Origin of the sequence: Sphingobacterium sp. HMA12 (assembly GCF_002933815.1) — a bacterium.
In the GTDB taxonomy this organism is placed as follows: Bacteria; Bacteroidota; Bacteroidia; order Sphingobacteriales; family Sphingobacteriaceae; genus Sphingobacterium.
In genome coordinates this window covers 61,180-74,897 of record NZ_BEYR01000006.1, presented here as the reverse complement: position 1 = coordinate 74,897, position 13,718 = coordinate 61,180, and the positions used below count along the sequence as shown (strand labels likewise).

The 13,718-nt window shown below is 38.8% G+C and carries 16 protein-coding genes; 10 read left to right on the top strand and 6 right to left on the bottom strand.

Annotated features, from left to right (window positions below):
* Positions 1-25: 25 nt before the first annotated feature.
* The 4 genes from HMAT_RS23025 to HMAT_RS23010 are packed head-to-tail and all read left to right on the top strand — an operon-like array spanning position 26 to position 3,725.
* Complete coding sequence (locus HMAT_RS23025; protein WP_104385202.1) at positions 26-988, top strand: acetylornithine carbamoyltransferase; 963 nt, start codon at positions 26-28, stop codon at positions 986-988.
* Between the two features lie 52 nt (positions 989-1,040).
* A complete protein-coding gene (gene argB / locus HMAT_RS23020; protein WP_104385201.1) occupies positions 1,041-1,838 on the top strand; it encodes an acetylglutamate kinase in 798 nt (265 codons plus the stop codon).
* A 26-nt stretch (positions 1,839-1,864) separates the two neighbouring features.
* The gene (proC, locus tag HMAT_RS23015; RefSeq protein ID WP_104385200.1) at positions 1,865-2,671 is read left to right on the top strand and encodes a pyrroline-5-carboxylate reductase; all 807 of its coding nucleotides are present in this window, start codon (positions 1,865-1,867) and stop codon (positions 2,669-2,671) included.
* Complete coding sequence (locus HMAT_RS23010; protein ID WP_104385199.1) at positions 2,661-3,725, top strand: M20 family metallo-hydrolase; 1,065 nt, start codon at positions 2,661-2,663, stop codon at positions 3,723-3,725. Before proC ends, HMAT_RS23010 begins: the two co-directional genes overlap by 11 nt.
* A 34-nt stretch (positions 3,726-3,759) precedes the next feature.
* On the opposite strand, the gene HMAT_RS23005 is transcribed toward HMAT_RS23010, so the two are convergent.
* The gene (locus HMAT_RS23005; protein WP_046674894.1) at positions 3,760-4,233 is read right to left on the bottom strand and encodes an Lrp/AsnC ligand binding domain-containing protein; all 474 of its coding nucleotides are present in this window, start codon (positions 4,231-4,233) and stop codon (positions 3,760-3,762) included.
* Positions 4,234-4,555: 322 nt separating this feature from the next.
* Between HMAT_RS23005 and HMAT_RS23000 the strand changes: the two genes are divergently transcribed.
* Positions 4,556-5,635, top strand: a complete 1,080-nt coding sequence (locus HMAT_RS23000; RefSeq protein WP_233789537.1) for a hypothetical protein — start codon at positions 4,556-4,558, stop codon at positions 5,633-5,635.
* On the opposite strand, the gene ruvC is transcribed toward HMAT_RS23000, so the two are convergent.
* Entirely contained in the window at positions 5,636-6,202 is a 567-nt protein-coding gene (gene ruvC / locus HMAT_RS22995; protein ID WP_104385198.1) for a crossover junction endodeoxyribonuclease RuvC, read from the bottom strand. It abuts the gene before it with no gap.
* A 136-nt stretch (positions 6,203-6,338) separates the two neighbouring features.
* Between ruvC and HMAT_RS22990 the strand changes: the two genes are divergently transcribed.
* On the top strand, positions 6,339-7,277 hold the full coding sequence (locus HMAT_RS22990; RefSeq protein WP_233789536.1) for a lysylphosphatidylglycerol synthase domain-containing protein: 939 nt from the start codon (positions 6,339-6,341) through the stop codon (positions 7,275-7,277).
* Positions 7,261-8,391: a glycosyltransferase gene (locus HMAT_RS22985; protein WP_233789534.1), complete on the top strand. Its 1,131-nt coding sequence runs from the start codon at positions 7,261-7,263 to the stop codon at positions 8,389-8,391. The genes HMAT_RS22990 and HMAT_RS22985 overlap by 17 nt, the downstream gene beginning before the upstream one ends.
* Before the next feature lie 7 nt (positions 8,392-8,398).
* Here HMAT_RS22985 and HMAT_RS22980 read toward each other — a convergent pair whose 3' ends face one another.
* Positions 8,399-9,133, bottom strand: a complete 735-nt coding sequence (locus HMAT_RS22980; RefSeq protein ID WP_104385195.1) for a lysophospholipid acyltransferase family protein — start codon at positions 9,131-9,133, stop codon at positions 8,399-8,401.
* A 124-nt stretch (positions 9,134-9,257) separates the two neighbouring features.
* Between HMAT_RS22980 and HMAT_RS22975 the strand changes: the two genes are divergently transcribed.
* Genes HMAT_RS22975 through HMAT_RS22965 form a run of 3 tightly spaced genes read left to right on the top strand, consistent with a single transcriptional unit; the run spans position 9,258 to position 11,494 of the window.
* On the top strand, positions 9,258-9,533 hold the full coding sequence (locus HMAT_RS22975; RefSeq protein WP_104385194.1) for a DUF2089 family protein: 276 nt from the start codon (positions 9,258-9,260) through the stop codon (positions 9,531-9,533).
* Positions 9,523-10,107 carry a YIP1 family protein gene (locus tag HMAT_RS22970; protein WP_104385193.1) on the top strand — a complete coding sequence of 195 codons (585 nt, stop codon included), beginning with the start codon at positions 9,523-9,525 and terminating at the stop codon, positions 10,105-10,107. Before HMAT_RS22975 ends, HMAT_RS22970 begins: the two co-directional genes overlap by 11 nt.
* A gap of 10 nt (positions 10,108-10,117) precedes the next feature.
* Positions 10,118-11,494, top strand: coding sequence for a S9 family peptidase (locus HMAT_RS22965; protein WP_104385192.1), 1,377 nt, complete (start codon positions 10,118-10,120; stop codon positions 11,492-11,494).
* A gap of 176 nt (positions 11,495-11,670) precedes the next feature.
* On the opposite strand, the gene HMAT_RS22960 is transcribed toward HMAT_RS22965, so the two are convergent.
* From HMAT_RS22960 to HMAT_RS22950, 3 genes are all read right to left on the bottom strand, one after another.
* The gene (locus HMAT_RS22960; RefSeq protein ID WP_104385191.1) at positions 11,671-12,378 is read right to left on the bottom strand and encodes an SDR family oxidoreductase; all 708 of its coding nucleotides are present in this window, start codon (positions 12,376-12,378) and stop codon (positions 11,671-11,673) included.
* 2 nt (positions 12,379-12,380) lie between these two features.
* Entirely contained in the window at positions 12,381-13,295 is a 915-nt protein-coding gene (locus HMAT_RS22955) for a lysylphosphatidylglycerol synthase transmembrane domain-containing protein (protein WP_104385190.1), read from the bottom strand.
* Between the two features lie 88 nt (positions 13,296-13,383).
* The gene (locus HMAT_RS22950) at positions 13,384-13,716 is read right to left on the bottom strand and encodes a hypothetical protein (RefSeq protein WP_104385189.1); all 333 of its coding nucleotides are present in this window, start codon (positions 13,714-13,716) and stop codon (positions 13,384-13,386) included.
* Positions 13,717-13,718: the final 2 nt, after the last annotated feature.

Here is a 13,718-nt window from a genome sequence, read left to right as displayed (position 1 = left end):
AGGCTCGCATAAATGATTTATATAGATGAAAAAGTTTTTCTCTGTAAAAGACGTATCCAGTGTAGCAGACGTTGTTCAAGAGGCGTTAGCGCTAAAAGCAGCACCTTATGACAACCAAGATCTTGGTAAGCATAAAACCTTGGGTCTTGTGTTTTTAAATCCTAGTTTACGTACACGTTTGAGTACTCAAAAAGCAGCAATGAACTTGGGTATGAATGTAATGGTCATGAACATGGACAAGGATGGCTGGGCGTTGGAGACACAGGACGGTGTCGTGATGAACGGCAGTACTGTTGAACATATCCGTGAGGCAGCAGCCGTCATGGGAGAATATTGTGATATCCTTGGCCTACGGTCGTTTCCGAAGTTAAAAGATCGAGAAGAAGATTACAGCGAGGATCTATTCAACAAATTTATTAAATATTGTGGCGTACCTGTTGTTTCGCTTGAAAGCGCAACACGCCATCCATTGCAAAGTTTAACAGATATCATTACGATCACTGAATATAAGAAGACGGCGAAACCAAAGGTTGTGTTGGCGTGGGCTCCGCATGTAAAAGCTTTACCACAGGCCGTACCGAATTCTTTTGCGGAATGGATGTGTAAAGCGCAAGAGGAAGGACTTGTCGAGTTTACCATTGCACAGCCCATGGGCTACGAGCTCAGCAAGGATTTTACGACGGGGGCGACAATATCAACGAATTTAAATGAAAGTCTGAAAGATGCTGATTTTGTTTATGTGAAAAATTGGTCATCTTATCAGGAATATGGGGAGGTGTATACCGTTGATGAGGATTGGATGATGGATAACGAGAAACTGTCTTTGACGAATGATGCGAAGGTCATGCATTGCTTACCGGTAAGGCGGGATTTGGAATTGTCATCTGAGATCTTGGATGGACCAAACTCGTTGGTGATTAAGGAAGCAAGTAATCGTGTCTGGGCGGCACAGGTTGTTTTAAAACGAATGCTGAAAGATCTAGTCTAAGAGCGGTCTTTTGATTATTGAGAAACTATTTTTATTTGGGAAAAGTTGCGTAATGGCTAATAGTGTATTAAATATTATAAAAATTGGCGGAAATATTATCGATGATGAGGGTCTGTTAGATTCTTTTTTAGAGAAATTTTCTGCACTGTCCGGGAAGAAAATCCTCGTGCATGGCGGTGGCAAAATTGCGACTCGCCTGGCAAGTGAGCTTGGTTTACAAGCACAAATGGTTGATGGCCGCAGGGTGACCGACGAAGGTATGTTGCGTATTGTGACAATGGTGTATGCTGGATTGACAAATAAAACCATCGTTGCCAAATTACAAAAATTAAAATGTGATGCTGTTGGCTTGACAGGAGCTGATGGTGATGTAATTAAGGCTATAAAAAGACCTGTCAAAGATATTGACTATGGTTTTGTTGGAGATTTATTGCATGATTCTGTGAATACATTGGCAATAAAAAAATTCCTGGAAGCAGGCTTTGTTCCGGTATTCTCCGCTATTACACATAATGGTTTAGGGCAGCTGCTCAATACCAATGCGGATACCATTGCATCTTCTTTGGCGGTTTCTTTGTCGTCCCTATACGAGACTTCGTTGGTTTATTGCTTTGAGAAAAATGGAGTGTTACGCGACGTGACCGATGAAAATTCGGTAATACCAACGATTAAATCCGAGGAATTTGAATATCTTAAAGAATCGGGCATTGTCAATGATGGTATGATCCCAAAATTGCAAAATGCATTTAATGCAATAAATAAAGGTGTTCAGGAGGTATATATTGGTCATGCCAATAATTTGCACTTGTTTCAACAGGGGCAGTTCGGTACCTGTTTGACATTAAAATAATCATGTAATCTAATCTAAACCCAACTATGAAAAAGGTCACTATTATCGGAAGTGGCAATATCGGTCTCTCCTTGGCGAAAGGGCTTGTAAAAAGCGAGTTCGCCAGTGCTGCCGATATTACATTGACCCGCAGAAATCTGAATGCTTTGGCTGAAGAGGCAAGCCAGGGATTCTCGGTAAGTAATGATAATAAAGCTGCTGTTAAAGACGCTGATATTATTGTCTTCGCTATATTACCACAACAGTTAAAAAAGGTATTGGTTGAAGTCGCTCCCGAAATAGATAAGAAAAATCAGATCTTTGTCTCCATTGTATCTGGTGTTTCCTGTGCTGACCTGAGAGCGGTATTGGGTGATGATGCGACGGTAATACGTGCAATGCCAAATACGGCCATTGCTATCGCTCAGTCGATGACTTGTATTGCGAGCGATAATGCTTCGAAAGGTAGCCTAGCTGAGGTGGAAAAGATGTTTGAGACTGTTGGTTCAGTAGTCATTATAAATGAAGATCTGATGACTTCAGCAACAGCCTTGTGTGCTTGTGGAATAGCTTTTTTCTTGCGGGCAATACGAGCGGCATCACAGGGTGGAGTTGAGATTGGTTTCCATGCACATGACGCGCTAAAAATGGCTGTTCAAACGGCTAAGGGTGCCGCAGATTTATTGTTGCATACGAATGCGCATCCTGAGGGCGAGATCGATAAAGTAACTTCACCGAAGGGATGTACCATAGCTGGATTGAATGAAATGGAACATCATGGTTTTAGTTCCGCGTTTATTAAAGGAATAAAATTGTCTGCGGATAAAGCAGGGGGACTATATCATGAAGGATAAGGAAAGCTTATTCCTAGATAGCTTAGTTTTATTGAAACAGTTGATAGCTCTTTCTTCTCTAAGTCGGGAAGAAATGTTGACGGCTGAACTGATTGAGAAATTTTTCAAAGAACGGTTCATTAAAACCTTTAGAAAGGGGAATAATGTTTGGGTATACAATGCGCATTACGTGCTAGATAAACCAACTATCTTACTTAATTCGCACCATGATACGGTAAAAGCCAATCCGGGTTATACCCGTGATCCATTAGCACCTTCTGAGGAGGATGGAAAACTCTACGGTTTAGGAAGTAATGATGCTGGCGGATGTCTGGTGTCTTTGATCGCCACTTTCTTGTATTTTTATGATGAGAAGGATTTAGAATATAATTTTTGTCTGGTTGCCAGTGCCGAGGAGGAAATATCGGGCAGAAACGGCATTGAATCGGTCTTGGAGGATATCGGACCGATTGATTTTGCAATTGTTGGCGAACCAACACTGATGGATTTAGCTATCGCAGAAAAAGGTTTGATGGTATTGGACTGCAATGCAATAGGGGGGGCGGGGCATGCTGCTCGCAACGAGGGTGATAATGCTATTTATAAAGCAATTAAAGATATTCAGTGGTTTAAGGACTATGCTTTTGAAAAAACATCAACTACGTTAGGCCCGATAAAAATGTCCGTGACAATGATTCAAGCAGGATCGCAGCATAATGTAGTGCCAGCCAATTGTAGTTTTGTAGTTGATGTACGGACAACTGATGCTTATACGAATGAAGAAACACTCGCGATCATCAAATCTCACGTTACTTCAGAAGTTTCGGCCCGATCTACTCGTTTAAAATCTTCTGCTATTTCAGAGGAACATCCTATCGTCCAGGCCGGAATAAAACTTGGTCGTAAACTATATGGATCTCCGACGATGAGTGATCAGGCACTTATTCCGGTACCTTCCTTGAAACTGGGGCCCGGAGACAGTGCAAGATCGCACATGGCTGATGAATTTATTTATATTGATGAAATTCGAGAAGGAATAGGTTTGTATATAGCTATGTTACAAGAGATCGTATAAAAAAAGCTTCCAACAGTTGGAAGCTTTTTTTATACTAGACTAAGCTGATCTGACGCTTAATACTTTCTTCAAGGGAGATAATCGTTTCTGTACGCTGAATTCCGGGCACAGATTGGATATCTTCGTTCAATACTTTTCTGAGGTGGACAGTGTCCCTACAGATAATTTTTGCAAAAATACTGTATTGGCCCGTACAATAATGTAACTCAACCACTTCTTTGATTTCTTTCAACTTATCTACCGCATCTGCATATTGTGAACCTTTTTCTAGATAAATACCGAGAAAGGCAGTGATGTCAAATCCAACTTTTTGGGGATTGATAATAAGATTTGAACCTCTGATGATACCTAACTCTTCCATCTTCTTCATTCTAACGTGGATGGTACCACCTGATACGATTAGCTTTTTTGCAATTTCGGTATAAGGAATAGAAGCATCGTTCATTAGAATAGACAGGATTTGGATATCCAAATTGTCTAGATCATAGTTTGCATATTGATTTTCCATTAACAATGGGTTTTGTGTTTCATTCATTGGTCATACATTAAAATCTGACCAATAGCTAAAATAATTAAATTTATTTCAAAATTACTAAGAATTTTCGGTTTATAGATGTAAATTTAATAAAAAATACTTATTGATATTGATAATGTTATATGTTTTTGATTGAAAGTGCTTATAATTGTTTTAGAGGTGATTTTATTGTAAGGTTATCAGATTGTTTCGTTATCTTATTATCAAAGTTGGGAGGAAATACGAGGATATTGGTGTGATTAAGGATCTCTTAAGGTGTCACAATGATCAAAGACAAATAAGTAAACTGCAGGGCATGTCAGAGCAAGGTCTCAATACTAAAATAAAGATGGAAGAAGTTCAAGATGTAAAGATTTCGAGGAAGAAGCCGATCTTTGAGGTAGGGGAAGGGCTTCATAAATATCTTAAACTATATCAACGGGATGAAAAACTGCCCATTGGTTATAAGGATTTATTGAATTTTACAGAGAAGGTACCGGTCATGGATAAATTTGGTAATGATACTTTTTGGGAAACTCCACTTTATCCCCAATATCTCATTGATCAGCTATACGACGGGTTAAAAGTAATTTATGCTAAGCTCAAAGCTTCGGGTAATACACGGATTGTACAACACAAATATATCGACCGTGTGGAGTATTGTGGTTTTGGTAATACGAGACCTTTTCGGATTCGTATTGTAAACCGGCTGAATGACGTCTACGATTATTTTTATATCAAGCAGGCGGATGCATCCCGGATATATGGTTTAGAGCTGGAGGAAATATTATCTCCAAATCAGGTCAATTATATGGTGGATCAGGACACACTGGTTGAAGAACATATTGTTGGTATTCCCGGTGATATATTTTCGCAAACGAGGATGTTTACGCCGGATTACAATTTGACACGTATTTCAAAGGAATTCGTTAAGTTTAACGAACGTTGTATTATCACGCTGCTGGGAGATATGCGTGCCTATAATTTTGTTATGCAGATTACACCTGATTTTGATGACTTTCAGTTTAGGATCAGGGCCATTGATTTTGACCAGCAATTTTATGAGGGAAACCCTAAAGTGTATATGCCGCAGTTTTTTAAAGAGAATTATCCCTACGTCAAGCTCGCCATGGAGCATTTGACAGAAAAAACGGTGCTACAATACCAACAGGAGGAACGTTCTTCGATCGTGCACAGGGTGCGGAGTGAACGGCACCGAATTGCTGATCTTCGGGATGCTTCGCAGACTCAAATCCTTTCAACACCCGAAAACATAAAACAACTGCGCGAAGGTTATGCAGAGTTTTACCAAAATAATTCGTATTTGAAATGTAAGACAATGACTGATATTGTCGAATTAAATGTGAAAAATGTGATTCGACAGGTGCAGATGTAATTATTTGATTCGGTCTTTATTGTCTTTGATAAAAGAGGACCAGCCTGAATAGGATTTTCCGCTGCCAGCGGTGCTGTTTTTTTGAAATGAATGGCAAACAGCAATTGCCAGCCCATCTGTTGCATCTAGAAATTGGGGCGTTTCTTCAAACTTTAATAGGTTTTTGAGCATGGCAGAAACCTGTTCTTTCGTTGCATTTCCATTTCCGGTGACGGATTGCTTTATTTTTCTGGGTGAATATTCAAAGATCGGAATATCCTGTGCCAGTGCTGCCGCCATAGCAACGCCCTGCGCCCTTCCTAGTTTCAGCATGACCTGAATATTTTTGCCATAGAAGGGCGACTCTAGGGCAACGCAATCCGGATTGTATTCTTGCATTAATGCAGAGGTCTTTTTGAAGATGCGTTGCAGTTTCAATGCATGGTCATCGAGATGCCCCATTTTGATCACACCCATTGAAATCAGGGATATTGTATTACCGACTTCTCTGATAATTCCATACCCAAGCACTACTGTACCGGGGTCGATCCCTAGAATAATTCTTTCTTTCGCCTTTTCCTTCTGCATGTACAATATTACAAATTTTGCTCTTTATAAGTGGATTGATGTGTACAAAACTTAATCATTTGGCTAAAATTTAGTAACATTGCTCTCTAATTATCAAAAGTTGACTGGGAGACAAAAAAAATACATCAGTCTTTTATTGAAGATACTGGTTTTTGTACTTGCGACATGGTACATTATCGTTAAGGTATCTGATAAGAGCAATATCGGTAAGTTTAAGACGCTAATCACTGGATTGGAGCAACATTCAGTTGTATGGACACTGGTTTTGATTGTTGTTTTGATGCTCGTAAACTGGCTTCTGGAGGTTGTTAAATGGCGCTATCTAGCATCCAAACTGGAGCATATCTCCTTTTGGAAAGCATTTCAATCCGTTTTTTGTGGACTTACATGGGCGATTTTTACCCCGAATAGGATTGGCGAATATGGGGGACGGGTATTGTTTCTGAAGCCCCAAAATAGAGCTAAGGGAGCTGTTGCCATGGGGGTCGGTTTATTTGCCCAATTGGTATTGACAAGTGTCGCTGGATCACTGAGCATAGCTTGGTTTATCTGTAATTTCTTATCTACGCCATTATCTGTTCAATTTGGTGTTTGGTTGCTGGCTATTATTTATGCTACCGGATTTGTGATATTGTATTTTAATGTGAGATGGGTGGATATGCTTGTGGGCCGAATTAAGTTTTTGACTAAAATCAAGCCTTTTTTTGAAGTCCTTGAACATTATTCGGCACGTGAGCTCTGTATTGTTTTGCTAAATTCATTGGCTAGATTCATCATTTTTACTTCACAATATATTATTTTGATGAAATTGACATTACCTGAGTTGCCTCTTCTATCTATGATCTTGATGATTTTTATCCTCTTTTTCGTTCAGGCTGCATTGCCTACTTTGGATATTTTTGATTTTAGTGTGCGGAGTTTTGTAGCAAGTAATCTTTATAGCTATATTACAACGCAGGAGATTGCAGTGATGGCTATTGTATCATGTATTTGGTTTGTCAATTTAATTCTCCCGGCAATATTTGGTTCTATTTTTGTTTTTAAGATAAATTTTTTCGGTGATACAAATTCTTAGCTATTTATTGATCAGTTTTGCCTGTGTGTACGCTATTCTCGTATTATGGATGCGGAAAGGTTGGGCTACCATCCAGCCACCTCCTGGTAAATTAGTTTCTACCAAAACCGTATCTGTAATTATTGCTGCCCGTAATGAAGAATTAAATATCCGGAGAACGATTGAATCTATATTAAATCAAAATTTTCCAAAAGAGCTTCTTGAACTTATTATTATTGATGACCATTCGGATGACAATACCTCCGCGATTGTTAAAGAATATATAGAAAGTGGAGTCAAGTTGATTCAGTTAAATGAGAATGGCCGAATGAATTCCTATAAGAAGCTGGCAATTTCGAGGGCGATTGACTGCTGTAAGGGGGAAATTGTTATAACGACTGACGCGGACTGCCGGATGGGACCAAATTGGCTAACTACCGTGATCGGGACCTTTGAAAAGGAAGATGTTTATTTGCTTTCTTCTCCAGTGCTGTATTCAGAGGAAAAAAGCTTTTTCGAACGCTTGCAGACACTGGAATTTCTATATCTCATAGGTCTTGGAGCAGCGGGAATTGGCAATAGAAAACCAACAACCTGTAATGGAGCGAACTTAGCTTACCGAAAAGATATATTTAAACAAATGGGTGGGTTTAAAGGTATCGATGAACTTGCCTCGGGGGACGATGAGTTATTTTTGCATAAGGTGGCTGAGAAGTATCCCGAACGAATTGCTTTTTGTAAATCACAAGATGCTATTGTGTATACGGACGCCAAGCCTGATCTTGGATCATTTATCAGCCAAAGAAGACGTTGGGCATCCAAGAGTACCAAGTATAAGAATAAAGGCGTCATTGCCTTAGGAATTGCTATTTGGCTGTTTAATGTGTTTTTATTGGTCGCAGCTGTACTATCAATTGCTGGTGTCAAAACGCTAGGCTGGGTTGTCCTCTTTGCATTGCTCCTTAAAATAACAGTTGAATTTTTGTTTATTCAGCCTTTAACGAATTTTGCGAAACGCACTACCTTACTTTGGTATCTCCCGATATTGAGTCTAGCCCATATTTTATACTTAGCTTATATTGGAATATTGGGAAACATTGGAAAATACGATTGGAAGGGTAGGCAAGTCAAATAAAACTATGTTAATTTTCCACTTTTCGCTTAATCGTTTCTTCTGCTAATTTTACGATTTCCTCGATATTTTTATCTGTTGTATCCAAAGGTTCCAGTACCTCCCATGTCATATGTAAAAAAGGAGTCAGTGGATACATCCCATATTGTACCATTTCGTAGGATCCTTTGATTGCAATCGGGACGACTAACGCATTTGGATTTTTCTTCAACAATGTTGCAATACCGCCAATGTGAAAAGCTTTCATTTTACCTGTTTTTGATCGAGTCCCCTCTGGAAAGATAAAGGCTGACCAATTCTTTGTTTTCATATTGTTGGCAAGTTTGAGAATCTCAGCTATGGATTGTTTGGGGTCATTACGATCAATATTGGCTGCCCCGCCATGTTTTAGGTTGAATGAAATACTGGGTATGCCACTGGCTAATTCAATTTTTGAGATAAATTTTCCATGAAACCTTCGCAGAAAATAGATCAGTGGCGGGATATCAAAGGTACTTTGATGATTAGCAACGAAAATAATCGGTTGTCCCAAAGGGATTGATTTGTTATCGATAAAAGTAACCCTATTAAATAATGTATAATAAGATGCTACCAAGCATGCATTTAATAGGTCAACACTTTTTTTATGCGCTTTATAACCACCTAATTGTAGGCATAGCCATTGGATGGGATGAAATATAATCAGGGATAAGCCAAAACAGAACCAAAATATAATAGATAGGATATAGCCTAAAAACTTTTTCATACGCTTTATTTATTGTTTACAAATATATCATTAAGCAACGATTTTTGGAAAATATTGATAATATTGTGTTTTATTTTAATAAAATTAATATTATATTTAATAATGTTAATTTTTGTTTTTTAAAATGAAAAAGATACCAGTAAATTGCCCGTGTTGTGATGCGAAATTGAAGGTCGCTAAGTTGATCTGCGATTCCTGTGACACAGAAGTTGTCGGTAAGTTTACCTTACCCTTGCTGATGCAATTGACAATTGAAGAGCAGGAGTTTGTCCTCAATTTTCTTAAGTATTCGGGTAGCTTAAAAGAGATGGCCAACCAGATGGGAAAGTCGTACCCAACTGTTCGCAATATTTTGGATGATTTGATTCATAAATTAAATTCACTCGCCAATGAAAATTAGAAATCTATTTCTAAATCCATTTTTGGATTTTAAGGAACGGTCATTGTTTTTGGTAGGTATCGTTGGTTTCCTGTTATCAAGCTATCTGGTCTACCTGTCGGGGGAGCAGTTTAACGGCTTTATGCATTTCTATCATCCCGAGGAAGCCGTATCTTTACTTGCTGTGTTGAAAGTCCATCTTTATATGGTTTTAGCTCCTTTCATTCTATTCTATGTAATGGGTATCATCCTAAACAATAAGACCAGAATTATCGACGTATTGAATGTGATGCTGATTGCACCATTTCCGCTTTATCTAATGTTGCTCTTGAGCAAGTTAATCAATCAAGACAAGTTTACCAATGAGATAGATAAAGCTTTAAAAAATGGTGACCATACCTTATCTAGTATAGATAAAGGTCAGATGATATTATTTGGAGTATTTGGGATATTGGCGCTATTTCTCCTATTTTATCAGTTTTATTTATTGGTCAAAGGAATGAATGTTGCTGTAAACAATAAAAAGATTTGGATAAGCATATTGTTTGTGGCATTATATTTTATGCTTGATTTAGGTATACAGTTTTATTTTTGATAGCAAGGAAATGATGAAGAAAATTCTCTATTTATTTTTGATCTGTTTGCAGTACTCATGTGCAAATGCACAGACCTTTGATGGTTCATGGAAAGGTGAGGTGAGCGTGTCTGGGCAGAAATTACTTTTGGTATTTAATCTAAAACAGGATAGTAACGATAATTGGATAGGAACTTTTGAAAGTCCGATGCAGACCTCGCTGAAGTTTCCGATTAATACTATAAAAGTGAACAAGGACTCGATAACTATGGATGTCAAAGCGATAGGTCTGTTTTATGCAGGTTATCTGGATCGGGATAAAGATGTGATGAAGGGAGTGATGAAGCAGGGGAGTTTTGAGTCAGCGATGATATTGGTGCGGAGTGAAAGTGACCAAAGTGGACTTTCCCGTAAACAGGACGTCTTTCCTCCCTACGATTACGTTGAACAGGAGGTTACGTTTCAAAATGTGAAAGGAAATGCTACTTTAGCGGGAACGCTTACTTACCCTAAAGGGGGAGGGGCTTTTCCGGCTGTCATCCTGGTTAATGGAAGTGGGCAACAAAATAGAGATTCAGAAGTTTTCGGGCATCGGCCATTTAAAATATTGGCGGATCACCTCAGTAAAAATGGTTTTGCGGTGCTGCGTTATGATGATCGCGGTATCGGTGGCTCTAAAGGAGAGGTCAACTTGGCTACGACAGTTGATTTTGCTTCGGATGCCAATGCGGCCGTGGATTTTCTGAGCAGGCAACAGATGGTCAAAGCAGAAAAAATAGGTATTATCGGTCATAGTGAAGGAGCCTTGATCGCTGAAATGGTCGCTGCGGAAAACAATAAAGTCGATTATATCGCCCTGTTGTCCGGACCCGTCCTCAAAGGTGATTCCTTATTGATTCTGCAGAGCTATGCTCTGGGGAAAGTGGCTGGATTATCTGAACCGGCACTGGAAATAAATAAGGGCAATAACAGAAAGCTATATGACATTCTGCTACAGGAGGAGCCACCAAAGGTTTTGGCAGAATCATTGGAAAAAGAACTTATCCGTCAAAACAATGGAAATGCATTAACATCAGATATGAAAGTCAAATTGAGCCCGATGTTGATCCCATGGTTCAAGACTTTTCTCCGTATCGATCCTGGCTACTACCTGAAGCAAGTGACAGTGCCTATTTTCGCTTCATTTGGAGGAAAGGATATTCAGGTTCCTGCAAATGAAAATATCTATGCGCTTCAACGCCTGCATTTAAATACTACGGATGTCACGATTAAAGACTACCCAAATTTAAATCACCTCTTTCAAAACGCGCAGACAGGAAAAATTGAGGAATATTTTGAAAATCCAGAAAGTTTCAATGAACAGCTGATGGATGATCTTACAAAGTGGCTTAAATTGAAAACAAAATAATCGAATCTTAAATTTGGTCGTTACGGTATTCGCTTTTGGCACCCTAACATAAGTTTCTGAAATCAGCGAAAAAATTAAATTCCGGCTATACATGTTCAAGGCTGTATAACCGGAATTTATAAATGTATATTTCGATGATAATGATCAGCAACAACCTGTTGCCTTTAAGCTCTCTATTATGGTGTAGTATTAGCGACAGGTAGAATTTTTCCATTGAAATACTGGTGTCCATTCTGCGCAAACTCCGCAATATATCGACCCATTTCGAAGGCTAATGTACCCGCTTCCATTCCCGGAAAAGCTGCCTCAAACATTTCGGTTTGTGACGATCCCAGGGCTAAACAGTTGACCTTAATGCCTTTATCCTTAAATTCTTCAGCGAGACATTCTGTTAAAATAGCCAACGCGCCTTTACTAGTGGAATAGGCTGAAAGCCCAGGAAATTTCATTGAGCCTTGAAAGCCGCCCATGCTGCTGATGTTCACAATGTGGGAACCTTCACGCATGAATGGAACAACATGCTGAATCATATTGACATGCCCCATAATATTTGTCTGAAGCATTTCCGCAAAATCCTGCCCACTGGTCTCCATGAATGGTTTATTAATTAATGCCCCGGCATTGTTGATCAAGATGTCAACCCTGTCAAATTTCGATTGGATAAAAGGAATTAGCGTTGCATAGTCATCATAGACGATATCAAACTGTGCGGGGAAGAGTGTGCCCCCATCATAATTGAGCTGATTTGCGATTTCATGAAGTTTTCTCAATTTGTCTGCAGATCGGGCCAATGCGATAACCTTGTTGTCCTTTTTTGAGGTCAAATCAAGTACAGCTTCAAACCCAACACCGCTGCTCGCTCCGGTAATAATAATATTAGCCATGTTTATTCTTCTAATTTTTGACTTTGTTCAACTTCTTCAACAGAAGGCAGCTTATCTTCTCCGATTGCTTTGGGATTGAAGATAAAATAAATTCCGGAGAGTGCGACCATCGCCGAGATAATATAAAACAACAATGTGATCAATACCGCATTGTGTGAGTCAACCTGAAATATGCCTGCTCCCCACATGATCACAAGTTCACGCATACCCAATCCTCCCACAGAGAAAGGAATAATAGAGACTAACGAAGAGGCCAAAAATAGAAATAGGTAAGGGGAGAATTTTCCGTTAAATCCTAACGCATAAAGAATTAAAATCGCTGCGATCACTTGCATGGACTGTACACCTATCGCTTTTAGGTGTGCTTTTAGAAACGTGGACTTGTATTCCTTGAAAAATTTTGTGACGATAAAATAGTAAAGTACACTGCCTAATATAAACAAAATGATCGTCAGGTAATTTGGAATTCCCAGTTGTGGCATGTAGGTAATTAAAGCGGAAATAATTAAGCACAAGGCCCATAAGCCACTTAGCCTGTCTAAGAATAATGCCGTAAATAATTTCCGGCCTTTAATACTGAATCTTTTTCGAAGAAAGAAGATCTTGTACCCATCCCCACCTACTCCACCCGGTAGAATGAGGTTGTAGAATAGCCCCAGCTGGTAGAGCTTCAAATTATATTTTTCGGAAACATCCAAACCAATTGCCCTTAAAAAGGTTAATAAGCGTGAAGAAGATATAAAAATCGAGGCACTATAAGCTAATAATGCTAAAAATAAAAAGATTGGATTTGAATTAATTACCGCTTCCTTGAGATCTTTTAGTGAAACTTTGCTGAAAACCCAGTATAAGGCTCCAACAGTAACGACAATCTTTAGTATGTTTTTTAGGATCTTAAAACCTTTTTTTTTGTCCATAGAAGTTTATTTTTCCAATCTTAATCAACTATATTGGCGATTTTGGAAAATTCAAAGTTAGGAACTTTGTCGAATTGTGCAATTGCACCTAAGCGATAGTTGGGTAAATTCTTGAATACAATAATATCAAATATAAAATGCCGAATATTGTCGCAAGAGAAAATAGCCAATTTAGGTCAATTCTATTATATTTGTGTTTTAGCACAGCAATCATTAATCCGACGATAAAGCAAAATAGTAAGATAGGGGCGATGAAAGAAACCTTATTTGTGAAAGCGAGGCTGATTTGACTTAATTTTGCCTTAGCTTCCTGCCCCAGAAAAAGAGGATAGGTGGCGAAGGCCAGGAGAATAATGAATAACCTCAAAAGAGTTTTTGCAATTATTTTGCTTATGGTATGATTTTTGGCTGTAATCTTCATGA

What these genes read in the sequence shown, in the direction of transcription:
- HMAT_RS23025 (WP_104385202.1), top strand. Translation starts at nt 26, where the DNA reads ATGAAAAAGTTTTTCTCTGTAAAAGACGTATCCAGTGTAGCAGACGTT.
- argB (WP_104385201.1), top strand. Translation starts at nt 1,041, where the DNA reads ATGGCTAATAGTGTATTAAATATTATAAAAATTGGCGGAAATATTATC.
- proC (WP_104385200.1), top strand. Translation starts at nt 1,865, where the DNA reads ATGAAAAAGGTCACTATTATCGGAAGTGGCAATATCGGTCTCTCCTTG.
- HMAT_RS23010 (WP_104385199.1), top strand. Translation starts at nt 2,661, where the DNA reads ATGAAGGATAAGGAAAGCTTATTCCTAGATAGCTTAGTTTTATTGAAA.
- HMAT_RS23005 (WP_046674894.1), bottom strand. Translation starts at nt 4,233, where the DNA reads ATGGAAAATCAATATGCAAACTATGATCTAGACAATTTGGATATCCAA.
- HMAT_RS23000 (WP_233789537.1), top strand. Translation starts at nt 4,556, where the DNA reads ATGTCAGAGCAAGGTCTCAATACTAAAATAAAGATGGAAGAAGTTCAA.
- ruvC (WP_104385198.1), bottom strand. Translation starts at nt 6,202, where the DNA reads ATGCAGAAGGAAAAGGCGAAAGAAAGAATTATTCTAGGGATCGACCCC.
- HMAT_RS22980 (WP_104385195.1), bottom strand. Translation starts at nt 9,133, where the DNA reads ATGAAAAAGTTTTTAGGCTATATCCTATCTATTATATTTTGGTTCTGT.
- HMAT_RS22975 (WP_104385194.1), top strand. Translation starts at nt 9,258, where the DNA reads ATGAAAAAGATACCAGTAAATTGCCCGTGTTGTGATGCGAAATTGAAG.
- HMAT_RS22970 (WP_104385193.1), top strand. Translation starts at nt 9,523, where the DNA reads ATGAAAATTAGAAATCTATTTCTAAATCCATTTTTGGATTTTAAGGAA.
- HMAT_RS22965 (WP_104385192.1), top strand. Translation starts at nt 10,118, where the DNA reads ATGATGAAGAAAATTCTCTATTTATTTTTGATCTGTTTGCAGTACTCA.
- HMAT_RS22960 (WP_104385191.1), bottom strand. Translation starts at nt 12,378, where the DNA reads ATGGCTAATATTATTATTACCGGAGCGAGCAGCGGTGTTGGGTTTGAA.
- HMAT_RS22955 (WP_104385190.1), bottom strand. Translation starts at nt 13,295, where the DNA reads ATGGACAAAAAAAAAGGTTTTAAGATCCTAAAAAACATACTAAAGATT.
- HMAT_RS22950 (WP_104385189.1), bottom strand. Translation starts at nt 13,716, where the DNA reads ATGAAGATTACAGCCAAAAATCATACCATAAGCAAAATAATTGCAAAA.